Here is a 21,446-nt window from a genome sequence, read left to right on the forward strand (position 1 = left end):
CCTGTTACAGGGTGATTTGCGAGTCCTGCGACATGCGAAACGCGTTGAAACCGGCGACATGATCGGTGTTGATGCAATCGACGCCCCAATCGCGGATGCGGGCAAACAGAGCCGGATCGTTGCGCTCGCTATAGACCTGGGTCTTCAGCCCTGCCGCTTGCGCCGCCCGGACGTTTTACAATGTGAAATCATGATGGGCGTGGCCTTCCTGGTCGAAGAACTCGACGATGGCGGCATTGTATTTCTCGATCGCGGCTTCGGCGTTGCCCTCGCGCCGCCAATGTACCATCTGCCGCACCTCCGGGGCATAGCGCAGCATGTCGAGATGCATTTCTTCGGAAAAGGAACAGGTGTAGCATTGCGACGCGATGTCGAGCTGGCGAATGAGCCGGGCAATGGCGGCGCAATCGGCCCATTTCACTTCGATATAGAATTGCGCGCGGGTTTTGTAGCGCTCGAAGAACGCCTCGAGACGCGGCAGGCGCAGCCCTTCGAACCGCGGCGCGAACCAACTGCCGGCATCCAGCGCGTCAAGCTCGGTCGATGTCAGCTCGGCGATGAGGCCGCTGCCGTCGGTGGTGCGATCCACGCTGTCGTCATGCAGCACATAGAGCACGCCGTCGTGCGACTGGCGGACATCGAATTCGAGAATCTCGCCCCCCTGCGCCAGCGCCGCGTCAAACGCGGGAAAGGTGTTCTCGGGAGCGGTGAAACGGGCGCCACGGTGGCAGGAAATCAGTGTCATGCGGGCAGGCTAGGGCCGTTTCATGACAGGGCGATAACGAGGGGCGCGCAGGCCATCGTCTCGCGAAAGAAAAACGCGGGGTCCTGAGACCCCGCGTTTCAAATTTTCGAACCGGTCGAAAACCGTGCTGAGGATTATTCCTCGGCTGCGGCCTCTTCGGTCTCTTCCTCGTCGGCGCCGCCGCCCAAACCGGCCGGAGCGGTGATGTTGGCAATCACGAAGTCACGCTCGATGACCGGCTTCACGCCAGCGGGCAGTTTGACGTCGGAGATGTGGTACACATCGCCGATGTTGCCGCCGGTGATGTCCAGCTCGATGTGGTCCGGAATGTCGGACGCGGTCACGATCAGCTCGACGTCGGAGCGCACGTGGGTCACGACACCGCCGCGTTTGATGCCCGGGGCAGCTTCTTCGCCGGTGATCACGACCGGGATGAAGAGGTTGACGCGGGAGTTGCGGTGCAGACGCATGAAATCGACATGGGTCGGCAGGTCTTTCACAACGTCACGCTGCACGCCGCGGCAGATCACGCGGACGTCGTCATGGCCTTCAACCTTGAGGTTGAACAGCGTCGACAGGAAACGGCCGGCTTTCAGGCGCTTCAGCAGCTCGTTGAATTTGATGTTGATCGGAAGCGGCTCTTTGTCATCGCCGTAAACGATCCCCGGAACCAGACCGTCGCGACGTGCCTGACGAGCGGCGCCCTTGCCTGTCCCCGTACGTTCCAAGGCAATAAGATCAGGAATCTCACCAGCCATTTTTGAATTCTCCATAATAAGGGCGGGACTCCTCCAAGGCTGTAGTCCCGCGTGAAGCCGTGCCCATACACGGGAATCGCTGAAATGGGAAGGGCCATTCGCGATTTGAGCGCGGATCGCCGACCCGGCTTTGCGTTTATTCGCTCTATACGGGCGAAGGGCATCGGCGTAGCGTTCGCCAAAGCGCTTTGGCTATGGCGTCGGACTGGCTCGTCGGGTTGGCATGTCGGGCGGGCACATTGGACTGGCGCGGGGCGGGCAGTGTCGAACGGGAGGTCGCATATGTCAGGTAACATCTCGAACGGGATCTTCGGCGGGTTCGCAAGAGCTGTGGCGATGTCGCGCGCGCCCTTCATGGCGCTTGGCGGCACCGGCGTGGTCTGGGGCGCTTTCGCCACCATGGTGCCGGCCTTGAAGGCCCAGACCGGGGCGACGGATGCGCAATTCGGTCTGGCGCTCCTGGGCTCGGCCACCGGTGGCATGATCGCCATGTATCTTGCCCCCTATCTGCTGGCGCTGTTCAAACATCGCACCCTGCCGATCCTCGCCGTTTTCGCAGCGATGATGCTGCAGATCCCGCTGCTGGTCTCCGCGCCCTGGCATCTCTTTCCGATGATGGTGGCAATCGGCCTTGCGGTGGCCAGTTTCGACATCGGTGCGAATCTGCGGATTTCCCAGCTCGAGGCGCAGAGCGGTCTGCATCTGATGAATATCAACCATGCGAATTTCTCGCTGTTTCTCGGCATCGCGGCCATTCTCACCGGGCTGATGCGCGGTGTCGGATGGGGCATCCCGCAGGTCTTTCCGCTGATCGGCGTGATCCTGTTGGGCTTTGCCTGGCTCTGTCGTGAAGAGAAAGAGCCCGCCGAGGTGGAGAGCGAAGAGGACAGTGCCGCGCCGGCGCGCCTGCCCTGGGCGGCGATCCTGCCGGTGGCGGTGATGCTCTTCGTCTCCTTCATGGGGGAAAACGCGATCGAGAGCTGGTCGGCGCTGTTTCTCGAGCGCGAGCTCGGCGGCGCGCCGGGACAGGGTGGCTTCGGCCCGGCCATGCTCGGTTTCATCATGTTCATCTTCCGGCTGATGGGGCAGGTGACGACCCAGCGTTTCGGCGAGGCCCGTGTGGTGCTGTTCTCCGGCGTGATGGGGGTGATCGGCGCCCTGACCCTGTCGCAATCGATGACGCAGGCGGTGGCGCTGCTGGGCATTGCGCTCACCGCGATCGGCATGGCGGTGATCGTGCCCACCGCCACCTCGCTTCTCGGCAAACATGTGCATAAGCGTCATCGCAGCTTTGCCGTCTCGCGGGCCTGGATGATCGGCTTTGCCGGCTTCTTCGTCGGCCCTTCCGTGATCGGCCTGATCTCGGAGAGCTACGGGCTGCGCATAGCGTTCCTGTTCGTGGCCGCCATGGTCGCGCTGATCATTCCAGCCGTCTGGCGGCTGGAGCGGGCCGGACCCGCTCCGAAGACCTGAGCCTCAGGCCCAGCGGCCGGTGAAATCCTCCGGCACCAGAACCACGTCGCGGTCGAGATCCTCGACCGACTTGCGGCCGCAGAGCGCCATGGAGATGTCGAGTTCCTTGTGGATCACCTCGAGCGCCTTGGTCACACCCTGCTCGCCCATGGCGCCGAGACCGTGGATGAAGGCCCGGCCGATGAACGTGCCTTTTGCCCCCATGGCCAGCGCTTTCAACACGTCCTGACCGGAGCGGATTCCGCTGTCGAGATGCACCTCGACCTGATCGCCCACCGCGTCCATGATCGCCGGCAGCATCCTGATCGAAGACAGCGCCCCGTCAAGCTGGCGCCCGCCGTGGTTCGACACCACGATGGCGTCGCAGCCGGTCTTGGCGGCCATGATGGCGTCCTCGGGCTCCATCACGCCCTTGAGAATGAGCGGCCCGCCCCACATCTCCTTGATCGCTTCGATCTTGCCCCAGTCGAGCCGCGGGTCGAATTGCTCGGCGGTCCATTTGAACAGCGATGAGGGATCGTCCACATCTTTCGCGTGGCCGATGATATTGCCAAAGCCGCGGCGTTTGGTGCCGAGCATCTCCAGCCCCCATGTCCATTTCGTCGCCAGATCGGCGAGCACGGCGGGGGTGAGCTTGGGCGGGGCGGAGAGACCGTTTTTCAGATCCTTGTGGCGTTGGCCGAGGATTTGCAGATCGAGCGTCAGCACCAAGGCCGAACAGCCCGCATCTTTGGCGCGCTGGATGATATTTTTTAGAAACTCCTGATCGCGCATCACATAGAGCTGAAACCAGAAGGGGTTCGTGGTGTGCTCTGCGACATCTTCGATCGAGCAGATCGACATGGTCGAAAGCGTGAAGGGCACGCCGAATTTTTCCGCCGCTTTCGCCGCCTTGATCTCGCCATCGGCGCGCTGCATGCCGGTGAGGCCGACGGGCGCCAGCGCAACCGGCATGGCCACGTCCTGGCCGATCATCTGGGTCGCGGTGGAGCGCCCCTCCATATCGACGGCCACGCGTTGGCGCAGACGGATCTGATCGAAATCCGTGGTGTTCTCGCGAAAGGTCTGCTCGGTCCAGGACCCGCTTTCGCAATAGTCATAGAACATCTTCGGCGTGCGTTTTCTATGCAGCCGTTTCAGATCGTCGATATTGGTGATGACGGGCATGGCACCTCTTCCTGTCGAATTGGTTCTAATAGCGAACCAATTCGCACATATTCGCGGTGCGGCCAAGGCTGAAATTCAGCGAGGCTCGCCCGCAGTGCTATTGGCCTCACAGCGCCATGAAAATCGCGAGCGTGTCGTCCAGCTCGCGGTCGAGATAGGCAATGCCCAAGGACAGTTCGATGAGCCTGCGCCGCATCTCGTCCTCATCGCGGGTCTCTGCCACGCTGCTCAGGAGCGGTTCGATGCCGTTCCAGTCCTGCCATGCGGTGAGGTTGGCCAATTCCAACTCCTCGCTCACGGCGATCACGGCCCGGGTCGGCTGTACGAAGGTCAGATCAAAACTGTTCCGGTCAAAGGCCGCGATATGGCCGGTAAGGTTCTCAATATGAGGCCCGGCCTGATCCGCGGCGGCGAGGTGGATGAAACAGGCGGACTGCCCCGCCTGCTGCAACAGCCGGTTCTGACTGCTGGCGGTGGCGATCACCCGGTTGCGTTCCAACTGCTCCGGGCTGCTGTCGACCGAGGTTTTCAATTCCAGCGACTGGGTGACATTGCGCAACAGCTTTTCCAGCGATCCGGCCTTGAAGCCGAGTTTGAGCACATCCTTGTCGCTCAGCCCCTCGTCGGAGAGAAAGGCCGTGATCTTCTTGTCCAAGCCTTTCCAGACCATCTCGACCGAGCCCATCTGGGTGCGGATATTGCCATTGCTGATCGCGGGGATGCCGCGGCTCTCATCGCCATTCACGAGCCCCTGCAGGGTCGCGGCGATTTCATCGCGGGTGGTCTCCAGCTCGCGACGGTTTTGCGCCGTGTCGATCCCGGATTGAACGAAACAGATGTTGCGCACCAGACGATGGCCGAGCGCGGCCTGCCGCCCGAGCAGCTGGATTTGCCGGGCATAGATCTGATCCGTGTCTTGCGCGGTTTCAGAGGCGCCGAGCGTTTGCGGCAGTGCGTTCAGGGACAGGAACAGAGCGAAGAGAAGAAAATATCTGTAAGAATATCTGGGCATGACGGTCTCGATTTGTGCGTTTTTCTCACGCTTTTCGAGAGGTCTTGCCAGACTATGAATAGAGACGGAGATTGTTAAAAAGCCCGCTATTTCGCGGGCTTTTCAGGTGTCTGTGCTCAGGAAGTGATCAGGTGGCCCCGATCAGCCGTTCCTGCTCAGCCGTTCCAGGGCTTGTCTTCGCCGCCCAGACCGCCGATCTGCATGCGCGTCGGCAGGCCGATCTTGTCGAGGATGGTGAAGAACGGTTTCGGGTCGAGCTCCTCGACGTTCTTCATCGTGCCGGCATCCCAGTCGCCGGAGGCGATCAGCATGGCGGCGGCCACGGGCGGCACGCCGGCGGTGTAGCTGATGCCCTGCGAGCCGACCTCGTTATAGGCCTCCTTGTGATCGGCGACATTGTAGACGAAGACCTCGAAATCCTCGCCATCCTTGGTGCCTTTCACCAGATCGCCGATACAGGTCTTGCCCTCGTAATTCGGGGCGAGGCTGGACGGGTCGGGCAGCACGGCTTTCACGACCTTGAGCGGCACGACCTCTTGCCCTTCGGCGGTTTTCACCGGCTGCTCGGAGAGAAGCCCGAGGTTTTGCAGCACGGTGAAGACATTGATGTAATGCTCGCCAAAGCCCATCCAGAACCGCACATCGGCCTGCGGGTAATTGGTCGCGAGGCTATGCACCTCGTCATGGCCCGACTGATAGGCGCGCTGGGTGCCGACCACCGGCAGATCCCAGTCATGCCCGGTCTCGAACATCTTCTTCTCTTTCCACTGCTGGTCTTCCCAGTAGTAGACGACGCCGGTGAATTCGCGGAAGTTGATCTCCGGATCGAAATTCGTGGCGAAGTACTTGCCGTGGGAGCCTGCGTTGATGTCGACGATGTCGATGGATTTCACCTCGTCCATCATGTCGATGGCAAAGCGCGCGAAGGCGTTCACAACGCCCGGATCGAACCCGGCGCCGAGGATCGCGGTCACGCCCTTCTCGGCACAAAGATCGCGTTTCTTCCACTCGTAATTGCCGTACCAGGGCGGGGTCTCGCAGATCTTGGTCGGATCCTCGTGAATCGCCGTGTCGATATAGGCCGCACCCGTGTCGATACAGGCGTCGAGCACCGTCATGTTGACGAAGGCCGAGCCGACATTGATCACGATCTGCGCGCCGGTCTCGCGAATGAGCGCGGCCACGGCCCCGCTGTCCATCGCGTCGACCTGATGGGCTTTCAGAACGCCCTGTTGTTTCATCGCGGCCTTCTCACGGACCGACTCAAGGATCGCTTCGCATTTCGAGAGCGTCCGGCTGGCGATATGGATATCGCCGAGCACATCGTTGTTTTGCGCGCATTTATGCGCGACGACCTGAGCGACGCCACCGGCGCCGATGATGAGAACGTTCCGTTTCAACGGTAGGGACCCCCTTATCGTTTCGTGGGTGAGGTGTGAGGACGCTCAGCCGAGCGCCTTGAGGAAATCGTCATAGCCGAAGTCGCGCACGACATGTTCGGTCCCGTCCAATTCGCGGATTGCGATGGCGGGCATTTTAACGCCATTGAACCAGTTCTTTTTGACCATTGTGTAACCGGCGGCGTCGTCGATGGTGACACGGTCGCCGATTTCGAGCTCTTTGTCGAATCTGGCGTCCCCGAAAATATCCCCGGCGAGGCAGGTCTTGCCGGCGATCTGATACTCATGTGTGCCGTTTTGCGGCAGCTTGGCGGTCTCGCGGTAGATCAACAGGTCGAGCATATGCGCCTCGATGGAACTGTCGACCACGGCGACCTTTTTACCGTTGTCGATGATGTCCAGGACCGAAACTTCCAACGTTGCGGATTTGGTGATCGAGGCCTCGCCGGGCTCCAGATAGACCTGCACGCCCATGGCGTCGGAGAAGGCCTTGAGCCGGTCGGCGAGTTTTTCGATCGGGTAGCCCTCGCCGGTAAAGTGAATGCCGCCGCCGAGGCTGATCCAGTCGAGACGCTTGAGGAAGCTGCCGAATTCCCCCTCGATACGGGTGAGTTGATCCGAGAACAGCTCGAAATTGCTGTTCTCGCAATTGTAATGGATCATCACGCCGTTGATGCGGTCCTCGGCCATCTCAAGACGTGCCATGTCCCATTCGCCCAGCCTCGAGTAGGGCCGCGCCGGGTCGGCGAGGTCAAACCCGGAGGTCGAAAACCGCGGATTGAGCCGCAGGCCGGTGGCGATGCCCTTGGCCTTGTCGCCAAACCGGTCGAGCTGCCCGAGCGAGTTGAAGATGATCTTGTCGGCGTAGCTCACCGCCTCGTCGATTTCGTGATCGGCCCAGCCCACGGAATAGGCATGGGTCTCACGGCCGAATTTTTCCTTGCCCAAGCGCAGCTCATAGAGCGACGACGATGTCGTCCCGTCCATATAGTCGCGCATGAAGTCGAACACCGGCCAGGTCGAGAAACACTTGAGCGCGAGCAAGGCCTTGGCGCCGGAGTTTTCCCGAAGCCAGGCGATCTTTTCCATGTTCGGCAGAAGCTTTGCCTTGTCGATCAGGTAGTAAGGCGTCTGGATCATCTCGGTCCCTCCTGCGGGCAAAGGATCGGTCTTGGCCGCACTTAGGGCGATTCATCCCCGAGGGGCAAGTCTCTTGCCGGTGCTTTTGCCGGGGAAATCCGTCAGCCGAGCGCCTGAAACACGGCGCGCAGCTGGTCCTGCGTCGGTTTCGGCCCCTGTCCCGTCACATACATGAGCATGATGCCGTCGACGAGGCCGGCACATGTGTCGATCTTCTCCGGGCTGCTCTGTTTCGCGACAAGTTCGAGAAAGAACTCGATCGGGCGGCGGGCGGCGCGGGTGAGCATGTCACCGACCCCGGCAAGCTCTTCGCGACGCGCGCTCGCCAGCGTCAGCTCGATGCGTGCCAGATAGAGATCCTGCGCGGTCTCGGCATAGCTCACCACCTCTTCACCGACAAAGGCGATCCCGGCCTCCATGCCGTCGCGGGCGACATGTTCGGCGAAGCCCAGCTGTAATGCGTCGCAATCCTTGCCCAGCAAATCCCCCAGGTGTTCCGCCGCGGCCGTCAACAGTGCGGCTTTCTTGGCGAAATAATAGCTTGTCGAGCCCTGCGGCAGGCCCGCCGCCAGATCGACGGCGCGATGCGTGACCCCGTCGAGCCCGGCGCGCGCAAGCTGGGTGATTGTCGCGTCGAGGATCGCGGTTCTGCGTTGTTGTTTTTCCATCATCGTTTTTCCGCCGTCGTTTTCCTGCCCTCGTTTTCCTGCCGAGGTTTTCACGTTGTGAGGTGAACTCTACATATGTAGAGTTTTTCCATACATATGATTCTTCCTTCAAGACGAAAGACCTGAATTATGACCGATACCATGACACGGATGAACCCCAAAGGCCTGCCGGATGCGGCGGCGCTTGGATATTCTCAGATTTCCATCCTGGAGAGCTCCGGCCGCGTCGCCTATGTCTCTGGCCAGGTGGCCTGGCGCGCCGATGGGGCGGAGGTGCCCGAGAGCCTCGCCGAGCAGACCGCCATCGCCGCCGCCAATGCCCAGACCGCGCTCGATGCGCTGGGCGCCACGCCCGAGGATATTGCGATTTTGCGCTGTTTTGTCGTGGGACTGTCGCCCGAGGCGATGGAAGAGGCCTATCCGCCGCTGATGTCCTTCCTGAACGGGGCGCAGCCGTCTTTGACCGGGATCGGTGTCGCGGCGCTGGCGGCGCCGGATCTCAAGATCGAACTGGAAATGACCGTCCGGCTGCCGGCATAACGTCGGCAGCCCGGAAAGGGGCGCAACGTCTTCAGGCGTCACGGGCGGGGTTACGCCCGGTGCGCCCCGTCCGACAGGGATTTCACATAGGCTGCGATCTCTTCGACCGACTTGCCCTGTGCGATCTCGCTGACGATGGCGGAGCCGACGACGGTGCCATCGGCCACGGCGGCGATTTCCTCGGCCTTCTCCGGCGTGCGCACACCAAAGCCGACGATCACCGGCAGATCGGTCTTGGCCTTGATCCGGGCGACTTCCGGCGCGACATCGGCGCCCGACGCGGCGGCGGCGCCGGTGGTTCCGGTCACCGAGACGTAATAGACGAAGCCCGAGGTGTTTTCCAAAACCTTCGGCAGGCGTTTGTCATCGGTCGTCGGCGTCGCCAGACGGATGAAATTCATCCCGGCCTGCTGCGCCGGGATGCAGAGCTCGTCGTCTTCCTCGGGCGGCAGGTCGACGATGATCAGCCCGTCGATCCCGGCCTCGACCGCGTCTTTCAGGAACCGGTCGACTCCGCGCGAATAGATCGGGTTGTAATAGCCCATCAGCACGATCGGGGTGCTGTCGTCGGTCTTGCGGAACGCGGCGGCGAGATCGAGGGTCTTTTGCAGGGTCATGCTCTGATCCAAGGCGCGCTGACCGGCAAGCTGAATGGTCGGGCCATCGGCCATCGGATCGGTGAAGGGCAGGCCCAGCTCGATGATGTCGACGCCAGCACCCGGCAGGGCCTTGACGATTTCCAGCGATTTCGCCTCATCGGGATCGCCCGCCATGACATAGGCGACAAAGGCCTTTTTGCCGGCGGCTTTCAGCTCGGTGAATTTGTCGTCGATCCGTGTCATTGAGGCGCTCCCCTTCATGGTCCCGGTGAGGGTCCCAGAGGAAGTGCCCGAAATTGCCGTCCAGCGCAAGGGGCGAGCAAGCCGCCGGAGCGGTCAGCCTTGTGCCGGTGCGGTCATGATGATCCAGCTGGTGCCGAATTGATCGGTGCACATGCCGAAGCCCGGCGAAAAGAAGGTTGCGCCATACTCCATCTTGATCGTGCCACCCTCGATCAGCGCCGCAAAGATACGCCGGCCATCGGCGACGCTTTTGGCCTCAACCGAGACGGACACGGAGGATTGCGGCAGGGCCGACATATGGGGCGGATAGTCCGAGGCCATGAGATCGCCATAGGGCGACATCAGCGCGCTGTGCATCACCGCCTCGGAGGTGTCATAGCCCTCTGGCGCATCGGGCATCTGTTTGTAGCGCATCAGGTCGAGATCGCCGCCGAGCACTTGTTGATAATAGTGCATCGCCGCTTCGCACTGGCCTTCGAAATGCAGATATGGGGTGATCATGACAGCCTCCCTTTTGTCGTTTCCTCGGGCGTTTCCTGCATTCATGCTACGCCCGCGGCACGATTCCCGCCAAGCGCGCCCTTGCGCGCGTGGCATTTGCCGCTTATTCACGCGGGCGACTTTCAGATCAAAGGAGGCCGGCATGGGCTTCAAAATGGGTATCGTCGGTCTGCCGAATGTCGGCAAATCGACGCTCTTCAACGCGCTCACGAAAACCGCCGCCGCGCAGGCGGCGAACTTCCCGTTCTGCACCATCGAACCCAATGTGGGTGACGTGGCCGTGCCCGATCCGCGGCTCGACCAGTTGGCGGAGATCGCGGGCTCGAAAACCATCATCCCGACGCGGATGTCCTTTGTCGATATCGCCGGTCTGGTGAAAGGGGCGTCCAAGGGCGAGGGGCTCGGCAACCAGTTCCTGGCCAATATTCGCGAATGCGACGCCATCGCCCATGTGGTGCGCTGTTTCGAAGACGGTGACGTGACCCATGTCGAGGGCCGGGTCGATCCGGTCGACGATGCCCAGGTGATCGAGCTCGAACTGATGTTCGCCGATCTCGAAAGCATTGCCAAACGCCGCGCCAACCTGGTGCGCAAAATCAAGGGCAATGACAAGGAAGCCAAGCTGCAGGACGAGCTATTGGCCCGGGCGCAGGAAGCCTTGGAGAATGACAAGCCGGCGCGCACGGTCGAGGTCACCGACGAAGAGCGCAAGCAATGGAACATGCTGCAGCTTTTGACGCAAAAGCCGATCTTGTACGTCTGCAACGTCGAGGAAGAGAATGCCGCCAAGGGCAATGCCCATTCCGCTGCGGTCGCCAAGATGGCCGAGGAACAGGGCGCGGGCACGGTGGTGATCTCCGCCAAGATCGAGGAAGAGATTTCCCAGCTTGACGGTGATGAGGCCGAAATGTTCCTCGAAGAACTGGGCTTGCACGAGGCCGGTCTCGACCGTCTCATTCGCGCGGGTTACGAGCTTTTGCATCTCGAGACCTATTTCACCGTCGGTCCGAAAGAGGCGCGCGCCTGGACCATCACCAAAGGCACCGCCGCGCCGCAGGCCGCCGGCGTGATCCATGGTGACTTTGAGCGTGGCTTCATCCGCGCCGAGACCATCGCATTCGACGATTTCATCGCCTGCAAGGGCGAGACGGGCGCCAAGGAAGCCGGCAAGATGCGCGCCGAGGGCAAGAGCTACATCGTGCAGGACGGCGATGTGATGCACTTCCTGTTCAACACCTGAGTTCAGGTGATCTTCAGATATTTAAAAGTCGCTCCGAAAGGGGCGGCTTTTTTTGTTTGCAGGCGGGAGGGTGTGTTGAAGGTGGGGTTAAGCGCTCGGCGGAGATCCCGCCTCTCGGCGCGGAACAAGGCGAAGCCGCCGCGCCTGCGCCTGCCCGTGTCACGTCAAAGGCGTGCTTTCAGCACGACCGGGCTGGCGCATTGCACCGGCGCACAACAGATTGAGCTTTCGCGGGTTTGGTTGGGATAAAACGATGACCTCGCAGGTTCGAGCGCCATCCCACGGGCAGGCTTATCACGGCTCAGCGCTTGATCGGCAAGGGCAGCAGGCTCCCGCAAAGCCGACAGGATTTCTGCCCGCACCTCGTGCGTCTCACATCAGCTTGCGCATCATTTTGAGCGCGCGTTTGCGCCAGCCTTTGAACGGCGGTTCCGCCAGTGCCATGCCGTTCCATTTCGCCTGCCGCACCACGGGTTTCAGATGCGAGAACGTCTCGAACCCGTAGCGGCCATGGTAACGCCCCTGGCCGGAAGCGCCGACGCCGCCGAAGGGCAGCGAGCCAAAGCCGACATGGATCGCCGTGTCATTCACCGTCACCCCGCCCGACAGCGAGCGGGCGAGCCAGAGATCCTGCTCCGCGCGCTCCTCGGCAAAGACATAGAGCGCCAGCGGGTGATCGCGGCCGGCCACAAATTCCAGCGCCTCCTTCGGATCGTCATAGGGGATGAGCGGCAGGACGGGGCCGAAGATTTCCTCCTGCATCAGCGCGATGTCCTGCGGCGGGTCGAGCACCAGGGTGGGGGCGAATTTGCGGGTGTTGCCAGCCTCGCCCTCGAGCCGGAAAATCTTCGCTCCGCGTTCCTCGGCCTCTTTCACCATCGCGTTCAGCCGCGCCAGGTGACGGTCCGAGACGACGGCGGCGTAATCCGCGCTCTCCGGTCCGTCAGGGAAGAAATGCATGAAAGCCCCCATGATCGCATCCGACATGGGCAGCATTTTCTTGCGCGGCACCAAGACGTAATCCGGCGCGACACAGACCTGGCCGGCATTCATCGCCTTACCCCAGGCGATCCGCCGTCCGGCGCGGTCGAGATCGGCGCTGGGCATGACGACGGCGGGGCTCTTGCCGCCAAGCTCCAGAGTGACGGGGGTGAGGTTCTTCGCCGCGGCCTCGGCGACCTTGCGGCCCACGCCGGTCGAGCCGGTGAAGAACAGATGATCAAAGGGCAGGGCGGAGAAGGCCGCGGCCACCTCCGGTCCGCCCAGAACGGTGGCGACCTCTTCCTCGGTAAAGGCATCCTCGATCAGGCTGGCCAGTTCCTCGGAGGTGCGCGGGGTGAGTTCCGAGGGTTTCAGGATCACCCGGTTGCCTGCGGCAAGCGCTGCGACCATCGGCGCCAGCGCCAGCTGCACCGGAAAGTTCCAGGGCGAGATGATGCCCACCACGCCGAGCGGTTGCGGATGAGTCTCGGCCCGGGCCGGCTTGTAGATCAGCGGCACAGGTGCGCGCCGGATCTTCATCCAGCGTTTCAGATGGCGCTTGGCATGGCGGATCTCGCCCAGCACCAGATCGACATCATAGACCCTGCTTTCGATGTCCGGCCGGTAAGAGAAATCCTCGGAGATGGCCGCGATCAGACGCGGTTCCGAGGCGAGAAGCGCGTTGGTCAGCCGCTCGAGCCGGTCCAGCCGGGTCTCGAGCTCGACCACCGGGGAAAGGCGCTGTGCCGCCTGCTGGTGCGCCAAAATATCCTTGAGTGCTTGTGTCATGCCCGCCTCCCGCGTGTTTCCGGCATTGAGCCAGAAAAACGCGGCAAGAGAAAGGCCAGCCGTTCAGATGTCGATCAGAATGGACGCAGCGTCTGGCCCAGCAGCATCCGGCACAAAGTGGCGCGGACGCCGTTGCGCGAGGGTTCCCAGAGGCAGCCCAGGACAAAGGAAAGCGGTCGTATCTCGGTCATCTCTCAGGTCCCCACATCGCCTGATCTCCAAATCACGCGGTCGTGATATGGGGGGAATGTCTCGTTTGCGTGACAGGGGATTTCAGGATTTGTGACATTGCGGGCAGAACTGGTGCATCGCATGGTCATGATCGAGGTGGGCGGTGCGTGCCGGATTTGCCGCAAGTTCACAAAGTTTGCCCGCAGGCTCTGGCAGCAGGCAAGGGCTTCCTCTACCACTCTGTTTGAGGCAAACTCGCCGCAAGCCACTGGCGTATAGGAGAGATCATGAAGATTGCGATTGCAGGTATTGGCTATGTCGGCCTGTCGAATGCGGTGTTGCTGTCCCAGAATCACGAGGTGACGGCGGTGGATATTTCCGAAGATCGGGTGGCGATGCTCAACGCGCGCAAGAGCCCGATCGTCGATGCCGAGCTCGAGGATTTTCTGGCGCATAAGGAACTGAACCTGACCGCGACGACGGACGGGGATGCGGCCTATAAGGACGCGGATTTCGTCATTGTCGCCACGCCCACGAATTACGATACCGCAACGCATTATTTCGACACCTCCTCGGTGGAAAAGGTCATCTTGCAGGTGATCCATGAGAACGAGCACGCGACCATCGTGATCAAATCGACCATTCCGGTCGGCTTCGTGACCCGCATCCGCGAGGAATTCGACACCGATCAGGTGATCTTCTCGCCGGAATTCCTGCGCGAAGGCCGCGCGCTTTACGACAACCTGCATCCCTCAAGGATCATCGTCGGCGAGCGCAGCGCGCGGGCGGAGACCTTTGCCAACCTGCTGCTCGAAGGCGCGCAGGACAAGGATGTGCCGGTGCTGTTCACCGATGCGGACGAGGCGGAGGCGATCAAGCTTTTCGCCAACACCTATCTCGCGATGCGGGTGGCGTTTTTCAACGAGCTCGACAGCTACGCGATGTCGCGCGGCATGGACACACGCCAGATCATCGACGGTGTCTCGCTCGATCCGCGGATCGGCAATCACTACAACAACCCATCCTTCGGCTATGGCGGCTATTGCCTGCCGAAAGACACCAAACAGCTCCTTGCGAACTATTCCGAAGTGCCGCAGAACCTGATTGCCGCCATCGTCGACACCAATCACACGCGCAAGGATTTCCTCGCCGATCAGATCATCGCCAAACGCCCCAAAGTGGTCGGGGTCTATCGTCTGGTGATGAAGGCCGGGTCGGACAATTTCCGCCAATCCTCGATTCAGGGCATCATGAAACGTGTGAAGGCCAAGGGGATCGAGGTGATCGTCTACGAACCGGTGATGGAAGAGGACGATTTCTTCGGCTCGCGCGTGGTACGTGATCTCGATGCTTTCAAGCGCGAGGCGGATGTGATCGTTGCAAACCGGATGACCGACGAGATCGCGGATGTGCCCGACAAGATTTTCACCCGCGACCTGTTCCACGCCGACTGATCCGCTTCGCCTGAGGAAATATCCATGCCCACAGCTCTCGTCACCGGCGCCGCCGGCTTTATCGGTTCTTTCGTCTGCCGCACTCTGTTGGAGGAGGGCTGGCGGGTGATCGGTCTCGACTGCCTGTCGGATTATTACGACGTGGCGCTCAAGGAGCGGCGCGAAGAGACGTTGATGGCGTATGAGGGCTACCGTTCGGTCCACGACAAGGTGGAGGCCCCCGGGCTTCTGATGTCCTTGTTCGAAGAGGAAAAGCCCGATGTGGTGGTCCATCTCGCCGCCCAGGCGGGAGTGCGTTATTCGATCGAGAACCCGCGGTCGTACCTCGAGAGCAATATCATCGGCACGTTTGAGTTGCTGGAAGCGGCACGGGCCCATCCGCCGAAACACATGCTTCTGGCCTCGACCTCCTCGGCCTATGGCGCCAACACCGTCATGCCCTATCAGGAGACGGTCAAAGCCGATCATCAGATGTCGTTCTATGCCGCGACCAAGAAATCGACCGAGAGCATGGCGCATAGCTATGCCCATCTCTTCGATCTGCCGATCACCATGTTCCGGTTCTTCACCGTCTATGGTCCCTGGGGGCGGCCCGACATGGCGCTGTTCAAATTCACCAAGGCCATTTTGGAAGACAAGCCCATCGACGTGTATAATTACGGCGATATGAAACGCGATTTCACCTATGTCGAAGACTTGGTATATGCCATCCGCCTGTTGATCGACGCGGTGCCGGTGCGTCCCGAGGACGGCGTGGTCGAAGAGGGCGATAGCCTGTCGCCCGTGGCGCCGTTCCGGGTGGTCAATATCGGCAATAACGACGCGGTGCAGCTCACTGATTTCATCAAGGCGATCGAGGATGCGACGGGCAAAACCGCCGAGCGCAACCTGATGCCGATGCAGCCCGGTGATGTGCCGGCCACCTGGGCCGATGCCTCGCTTTTGACAAAGCTGACAGGATACGCCCCGAAAACCGCGGTGCCCGAGGGCGTGGCCAGTTTCGTGCGCTGGTACCGGCAGTATTACTACGCGTGACGCCCAAGGCTTTGCGTAAGAATCTGGAGCAAGATTTAGACTTGTGTCTCTGTAACGCCTCCATTACACGGGTCGACGGAGACGTGGCCGAGTGGTCGAAGGCGCTCCCCTGCTAAGGGAGTAGGCGGGAAACCGTCTCGAGGGTTCGAATCCCTTCGTCTCCGCCATTAAATTCACCCATAGCGTTGAATTTAGGTGATTTTTATGGAAATGAAAAATCCCTCCCCTTTGATCCCTTTCTTGATTTCGTGCCCGGGTTTGGGACGTTCCACGCCGGGTTGATGTCACGCAAAGGAAGGCTGGCGGAGATGGGATCGCACGCGGATTCTCGGCTGCCGGCAAAGATGGAGCCAAGGGAGATCTTGAGTTGGAACAAAACTTCGATGGACGGCCAGCTCCGTGACGAACCGGATTTCCCGGTGTCTGCGCGTCTTGGCGTCTGCAGCATGCGCTGGCGAGAGGGGGGGATCGGAGGTTTCATCAGACGCTTGTCGCATGCCTGTGGCTTTTGGGGGGATTGATCCGAAGTTGTCCCAAACTGCATCGAAAGGCGGGGTATTTCCCCGCCTTTGTTTGTGTCGGCAGCCTTGCCATCATTCGCCAAAAGGCGAGCAGGGGGCTGGCCCGCGGTTGCCTCATCGGTGCCCTGTCCGATCCGGCCTAATCCGGTGCTTTGACGAGGATCTTCACTTGTGATTTCTCCGACACGAGAGCCTCGAACCCCTGATCGACGATCTCGTTGATCGAGATGCGTTTGGTCACCAGCTTGTCGGCGCTGAAATAGCCCTGGGTCATGAGTTCCATCACCGCCGGATAGATGTTGCGATAGGCGATGGTGCCCAAAAGCTGGCGTTCCTTCAAGACGGCGGTGTTGGGCTGGAACGCGGCCTCGCCTTCCCAGATCGAGACGATCAGGGTCTGGCCTTCGTGCTTTGTACTGTCGATACATTGCGGCAGAACCCGCGGCACGCCTGTCACTTCGAAGGCCACATGAACGCCACCGGTCGCCGCGCGGATCGTTTCCACGGGATCGGTCGTCACCGGGTCGATGGCGCTGGTGGCGCCCAGTTCCAGTGCCTTTTGACGGCGCTCCGGCGAGGGTTCGACGACATGGATCTGGGCTGCGCCGGCGACGCGCAGGGCCTCTACCACCAAAAGACCGATCGGCCCGGCGCCGAAGACCGCGGCCGTGTCGCCCGCCTTGATCTTTGACATCCGCACCGCATGGAGCGCCACCGCCGCCGGTTCGACCAGCGCGCCCTGTTCCATCGACAGGGCGTCGGGCATTTTGTGGACCATGCGGGCGGGCACCACCGAGGTCGCCGCGAAACCGCCATGGCCGCCCGAAAGCCCGACGAACCCGAGACTGTCGCAGAGGTTGTATTTGCCCTCATGGCAGGCGGGGCAGGTGCCGCAAGCAAAGATCGGTTCGATGGCGACACGGTCTCCGAGGCTCAACCCGGTCACGCCCGCACCCAATTCGGTGATCTCGCCACAATATTCGTGACCCATGGTGATCGGCGCCTTGTCACGGCTCAGCGGGTGGGTCTCATCGACCGGGATAAAGATCGGCCCGGCGAGATATTCATGCAGGTCGCTGCCGCAGATGCCGGTCCAGGCGACCTTGATCGCGACCTCTCCGGGACCGGGGGTCGGGGTGTCGATGTCTTCGACGCGAATGTCCTTCACGCCATGCCAACGTGCGGCTTTCATGAGAGTCTCCTTGATATGTGATGAGAGATGCCCCCGGCCGCACGGGCCGGGGGCGTGGCCCGGATCAGGACAGGTGATGCACCTGCTGCAGGCCGTAGACCGGGGTGTCGAGCCCCTCCAGACGGGCTTTCAATTGCAAGGCCAGGTAGAGCGAATAGTGGCGCGACTGGTGCAGGTTGCCGCCCATGAACCAGAGATGTTCCTGTTGTGTCGGCTTCCACATGTTGCGCTGTTCGCCTTCCCAGGGGCCGGGGTCCTTGGTGGTGTCCGAGCCAAGCCCCCAGACCTTGCCGACCTTATCGGCGACCTCGGGGCTGATCAGATCCGCGGCCCAGCCGTTCATTGAGCCATAGCCCGTGGCCAGCACCACCAGATCGGCAGGCAGGCGCGTGCCATCGGTGAGAACGACCGCGTCTTCCTCGAAATGATCGACGCCCCCCTTGGCGAGCTTCACCTCGCCATTGATGATCAGCTGGCTGGCGCCCACGTCGATGTAATAGCCGGAGCCACGCCGCAGATATTTCATGAACAGGCCGGAGCCGTCATCGCCCCAGTCGAGATCGAAGCCGGCCTTTTCCAGCCCTTGGTAGAACCCCGCGTCGCGCTCGCGCATCTGGTCATAGAGCGGGATCTGGAACTCGTGCATGATCCTGTACGGCAGCGAGGCAAAGATCATGTCGGCCTTTTCGGTGGTCACCCCGTTGGCGAGGGCCTCTTCGGAATAGAGCGCGCCGAGGCCGATCTCCATCAGGCTGTCCGAGCGCACGATATGGGTCGAGGAGCGCTGGACCATCGTCACGTCGGCATCGCCCTCCCAGAGCGCGGCGCAGATATCGTGGGCGGAGTTGTTCGAACCGATCACTACGACCTTCTTGCCGGCCCATTCATCCGGCCCTTCATGCTGTGAGGAATGCTGGATCGTGCCCTTGAACGTCTCCATGCCGGGGAATTGCGGCATGTTCGGCTTGCCCGACATGCCGGTGGCGAGCACGAGCTGGGTGGGTTCCAGCGTGACTGTCTCGCCGTCGCGGTTGACCTCGACCGTCCATTTGCCCGAGGTCTCGTCATAGCTGGCCTGGGTCACTTCCGAGCGCGTCCAGTAATTGATCTCCATGACCTTGGTGTACATCTCGAGCCAGTCACCGACCTTGTCCTTGGGGGTGAACACCGGCCAGTTGTCGGGGAACTTGATATAGGGCAGGTGGTCATACCAGATCGGATCATGCAGGCAGAGCGACTTGTAGCGCGAGCGCCACTGATCGCCGGGCCGGTCGTGCTTGTCCAAGACGATGGCGGAGACGCCCAATTGGCGCAGCCGCGCGCCAAGCGCGATGCCGCCCTGACCGCCACCGATGATGACGACATAGGGTTGTGTGCCATAGCCGAGATCGGCCTCCTCGGCCTCGCGGCGTTCTTTCCACGAGCTGCGGTTCTTCTGCGCGCCATGCTCGGCGCCCATCGGACGGCGGGTGCCGCGGTTTTCTTCGAACCCCTTGAGCTCCTGTAAGGCGGTGAGCAATGTCCAGATCCGGCTGTCGCGGAGCCGCATAAGCCCCCAGCCGCGCCCGGTCTTGGTCTCGAAAGTGACCCAGGCGGTGATCACGCCGTCCTCCTCGGCAGGGATCTCGCCCGACTGGATCTCGAACTTGCCCGGGCGGGTGTGTTCGAGCTGGCTGCGCAACATGTCGGCGACACCTTCGGGGCCTTCGACCGTCTTCAGGTTCCAGCTGACCGCGACGAGATCACGCCAATAGCTGTCGGTCGCGAACAAGTCCGCGGCACGGTCGATATCGCCGCTCTCAAGGGCGGCGTTGAGGCTGTCGAGCACCTCTTGGGTCTGGTTGGTTGCTGAACTGTCGAGCATCGCATCTCCTCCTCTGTGCGTGTTGTGAGGGGAAGTATGGGGTTCTGAAACCGAGGCGATCCATGCCCGCGACGGCAAACGGGCGAAGAAAAAGGGTCGTTGCAGCGCAGCATGTTGCGCGCGCAACATGGGTGCAACATTTCACTCAGGCGGGCGCAACCCGGCGGCCCGCATCCGGCGCAGGATGGTCGAGCGGTTGACCCCGAAGCGTCGCGCCGCGCGGGCCATGTTCCAGTCGCAGGCGATAAGAACCTGTTCCAGCGATGCCCAGGGGTTTGCCGGCGTGGCCGGTCCGTCCTCTGGTCCGTCCACCGGCCCGTCCGCAGGCTCGCAGCCGACCGGACTGGGCAAGTCGGGCAGGTCGATCACTGGTCCGACGCAAAGCGCGGCAGCGGTGTCGAGCACCTGTTCAAGCTCGCGGATATTGCCGGGCCAGGTCCGTCCCATCAGCTCGGCGCGCGCCGAGGGCGACAGGCGGATCGTATCGGCGGCGTGGCGGCGCAGATGGCGCGACATCAGCCAGTCGAGGTCGCGCCGCATCCTGAGCGGCGGGACGCTGAGAATGCAGCCCGTCAACCGATGAAACAAGGTGCGCGGTAAGGCGATCCGGGCCGGATCAAGACAGCTTGTCGAAAGTGTGCGCAGGTCGGGCCTGCGGTCGAGCAGGCCGCTCAGCGCGATGGCCGTTTCGGGGCTCAACTCCTCGATCCGGCGCAGCATCAGCGTTGTCAGGCTCACCGTGTCCGGGCACAGTTCGGCGAGATCCTGCGGGGTCAGCGACGCGCATTCGAGGCTGATGAACCCCTGCGCCTTGCTCATCATGTGGATCGCGCGGGCGAGCTTGGTCTTGCCGGTGCCGGTCTCGCCCGTGATCAGCAGCGGCACCGTGCCCGGCGCCAGCCGTTCGGCCTGCCCCAAAAGGCGCGCCATTGCCGGATCGCCGCCACTCAGCCCGGCCAGCGCTCCGCCCCGTCGCATCCCGTGATGGGGCTGGCGCGGCGCCTTGGGCGCGATGGCATGGCCGAACAGGGCGCCGCCGTCGCGCATCTCGATCACCCGCTCTTCGGTGGGGCGGTCGCGCATCAGATCCGGCAGATCATCGACGCTCACGCTCAGCACCTCGTCGATCCGGCGCCCGAGGATTGGACCCGTTTCGGGGAACAAGCGGCGTGCGGCCCGGGTGTAGCCCAGCACGCGCCCCGCGCCGTCCAGGCGCACGGCGGCTTCGGGATCGACATCGAGGAATTCCGGGCTGGATGACAGTCGCAAGACCCAGTCGCGCGGGCTTTCCGCCATCAGATTGGCCATCTCGACGCGGCGCGCGGCCGAGGTCACGAGGCTCATCGCCAGGTTCTGACTGCTTTTGGGCGTGGGGGAGCGCAAAAGCGAGATGTCGAGCACGGCGGCCAATTGCCCGAGACTGTCAAAGATCGGCGCCGCGGTACAGGACAACGCCACATGCGCATTGCCGAAATGGTCGTCCTGATGCACGGTCACCGGTTCCTGCGTGACGATACAGGCGCCGACGCCACAGGTTCCGGCCAGATCCTCGGACCAGTTCGATCCGAGATACAGCCCGGCGTTACGCAGGTCCTCGGTAAACAGATCGTCGCCAAAATAGTCGACACAGACACCCTGGGCATTGGTCAGCAGCAGCACGTAGTTTTGGCCTGCGACCTGACGAAACAGCGATTGCAGCCCGGACCGTGCCGCCGCGATCATCCATTCGGCCTGTTTGCGGTGATCGCGCAACTCGCTCTCGGTCACGATATAGGCCGGGTCCGAACGCATCGGGTCCATGCCGTATAGCTCCACGCAACGCCGCCAGGAGGCCGAGACAACACTGTCTCGCCCGGTCTGGCCGCCCTCGAGCACCTGTCCGATCTCTTCGATATGCCGTGCGTTTGTCATGGCACTTTTATGACGCGTCTTGCATGGCGCGTCGCCTCCCGG

Annotated in this window: 18 protein-coding genes, 1 tRNA gene and 1 pseudogene; 6 read left to right on the forward strand and 14 right to left on the reverse strand. The window is 62.0% G+C overall.

Features of this window, described 5'->3' with window-relative positions:
* Positions 1–4: 4 nt before the first annotated feature.
* The 3 genes and pseudogenes from BM151_RS22030 to BM151_RS16680 form a co-directional block, all read right to left on the reverse strand.
* Positions 5–160 (reverse strand): annotated as a pseudogene (locus BM151_RS22030) (hypothetical protein); the annotation flags it as partial.
* A 15-nt stretch (positions 161–175) separates the two neighbouring features.
* Positions 176–745, reverse strand: a complete 570-nt coding sequence (locus tag BM151_RS16675; RefSeq protein WP_090061880.1) for a glycerophosphodiester phosphodiesterase — start codon at positions 743–745, stop codon at positions 176–178.
* 134 nt (positions 746–879) lie between these two features.
* A complete protein-coding gene (locus tag BM151_RS16680) occupies positions 880–1,503 on the reverse strand; it encodes a 50S ribosomal protein L25/general stress protein Ctc (RefSeq protein ID WP_090061881.1) in 624 nt (207 codons plus the stop codon).
* Between the two features lie 282 nt (positions 1,504–1,785).
* Here BM151_RS16680 and BM151_RS16685 point away from each other — a divergent pair, with 282 nt between their 5' ends.
* Entirely contained in the window at positions 1,786–2,976 is a 1,191-nt protein-coding gene (locus BM151_RS16685) for an MFS transporter (RefSeq protein ID WP_177213192.1), read from the forward strand.
* Positions 2,977–2,979: 3 nt separating this feature from the next.
* On the opposite strand, the gene BM151_RS16690 is transcribed toward BM151_RS16685, so the two are convergent.
* The 5 genes from BM151_RS16690 to BM151_RS16710 all read right to left on the reverse strand — a co-directional run bounded on the left by BM151_RS16690 (position 2,980) and on the right by BM151_RS16710 (position 8,363).
* Positions 2,980–4,143, reverse strand: a complete 1,164-nt coding sequence (locus BM151_RS16690; RefSeq protein ID WP_090061883.1) for an alpha-hydroxy acid oxidase — start codon at positions 4,141–4,143, stop codon at positions 2,980–2,982.
* 106 nt (positions 4,144–4,249) lie between these two features.
* Entirely contained in the window at positions 4,250–5,155 is a 906-nt protein-coding gene (locus BM151_RS16695) for a type IV pili methyl-accepting chemotaxis transducer N-terminal domain-containing protein (protein ID WP_090061884.1), read from the reverse strand.
* 155 nt (positions 5,156–5,310) lie between these two features.
* Positions 5,311–6,555 (reverse strand): saccharopine dehydrogenase family protein, encoded by a 1,245-nt coding sequence (locus BM151_RS16700; RefSeq protein WP_090061885.1) that lies wholly within the window; start codon positions 6,553–6,555, stop codon positions 5,311–5,313.
* Positions 6,556–6,600: 45 nt separating this feature from the next.
* Positions 6,601–7,695, reverse strand: coding sequence for a carboxynorspermidine decarboxylase (locus BM151_RS16705; RefSeq protein ID WP_090061886.1), 1,095 nt, complete (start codon positions 7,693–7,695; stop codon positions 6,601–6,603).
* 101 nt (positions 7,696–7,796) lie between these two features.
* A complete protein-coding gene (locus tag BM151_RS16710; protein ID WP_090061997.1) occupies positions 7,797–8,363 on the reverse strand; it encodes a TetR/AcrR family transcriptional regulator in 567 nt (188 codons plus the stop codon).
* 129 nt (positions 8,364–8,492) lie between these two features.
* Between BM151_RS16710 and BM151_RS16715 the strand changes: the two genes are divergently transcribed.
* Positions 8,493–8,903 (forward strand): RidA family protein, encoded by a 411-nt coding sequence (locus tag BM151_RS16715; RefSeq protein ID WP_090061887.1) that lies wholly within the window; start codon positions 8,493–8,495, stop codon positions 8,901–8,903.
* Between the two features lie 50 nt (positions 8,904–8,953).
* Here the strand turns inward: BM151_RS16715 and trpA are convergent, their stop codons facing one another.
* Together trpA and BM151_RS16725 are read right to left on the reverse strand one after the other, a co-directional pair.
* Complete coding sequence (trpA, locus tag BM151_RS16720; RefSeq protein ID WP_090061888.1) at positions 8,954–9,745, reverse strand: tryptophan synthase subunit alpha; 792 nt, start codon at positions 9,743–9,745, stop codon at positions 8,954–8,956.
* Between the two features lie 93 nt (positions 9,746–9,838).
* Entirely contained in the window at positions 9,839–10,246 is a 408-nt protein-coding gene (locus BM151_RS16725) for a VOC family protein (protein ID WP_177213193.1), read from the reverse strand.
* 142 nt (positions 10,247–10,388) lie between these two features.
* Between BM151_RS16725 and ychF the strand changes: the two genes are divergently transcribed.
* The gene (gene ychF, locus BM151_RS16730) at positions 10,389–11,486 is read left to right on the forward strand and encodes a redox-regulated ATPase YchF (RefSeq protein ID WP_090061890.1); all 1,098 of its coding nucleotides are present in this window, start codon (positions 10,389–10,391) and stop codon (positions 11,484–11,486) included.
* Between the two features lie 372 nt (positions 11,487–11,858).
* Here the strand turns inward: ychF and BM151_RS16735 are convergent, their stop codons facing one another.
* On the reverse strand, positions 11,859–13,256 hold the full coding sequence (locus BM151_RS16735; protein ID WP_090061891.1) for a coniferyl aldehyde dehydrogenase: 1,398 nt from the start codon (positions 13,254–13,256) through the stop codon (positions 11,859–11,861).
* Between the two features lie 458 nt (positions 13,257–13,714).
* On the opposite strand from BM151_RS16735, the gene BM151_RS16740 reads away from it, so the two are divergent.
* The 3 genes from BM151_RS16740 (at position 13,715) to BM151_RS16750 (ending at position 16,083) form a co-directional block, all read left to right on the forward strand.
* Positions 13,715–14,881 (forward strand): nucleotide sugar dehydrogenase, encoded by a 1,167-nt coding sequence (locus BM151_RS16740; RefSeq protein ID WP_090061892.1) that lies wholly within the window; start codon positions 13,715–13,717, stop codon positions 14,879–14,881.
* Between the two features lie 24 nt (positions 14,882–14,905).
* On the forward strand, positions 14,906–15,916 hold the full coding sequence (locus tag BM151_RS16745) for an NAD-dependent epimerase/dehydratase family protein (protein ID WP_090061893.1): 1,011 nt from the start codon (positions 14,906–14,908) through the stop codon (positions 15,914–15,916).
* Positions 15,917–15,993: 77 nt separating this feature from the next.
* A tRNA-Ser gene (locus tag BM151_RS16750) sits at positions 15,994–16,083 on the forward strand.
* 493 nt (positions 16,084–16,576) lie between these two features.
* On the opposite strand, the gene BM151_RS16760 is transcribed toward BM151_RS16750, so the two are convergent.
* From BM151_RS16760 to BM151_RS16770, 3 genes are all read right to left on the reverse strand, one after another.
* Positions 16,577–17,629: a 2,3-butanediol dehydrogenase gene (locus BM151_RS16760; protein WP_090061895.1), complete on the reverse strand. Its 1,053-nt coding sequence runs from the start codon at positions 17,627–17,629 to the stop codon at positions 16,577–16,579.
* 64 nt (positions 17,630–17,693) lie between these two features.
* Positions 17,694–19,493 (reverse strand): NAD(P)/FAD-dependent oxidoreductase, encoded by a 1,800-nt coding sequence (locus BM151_RS16765; RefSeq protein WP_090061896.1) that lies wholly within the window; start codon positions 19,491–19,493, stop codon positions 17,694–17,696.
* A gap of 141 nt (positions 19,494–19,634) precedes the next feature.
* Positions 19,635–21,404, reverse strand: coding sequence for a sigma-54-dependent Fis family transcriptional regulator (locus tag BM151_RS16770; RefSeq protein ID WP_090061897.1), 1,770 nt, complete (start codon positions 21,402–21,404; stop codon positions 19,635–19,637).
* Between the last annotated feature and the right edge of the window lie 42 nt (positions 21,405–21,446).

The sequence above is a fragment of the Celeribacter neptunius genome, from assembly GCF_900113955.1.
Taxonomy (GTDB): domain Bacteria; phylum Pseudomonadota; class Alphaproteobacteria; order Rhodobacterales; family Rhodobacteraceae; genus Celeribacter; species Celeribacter neptunius.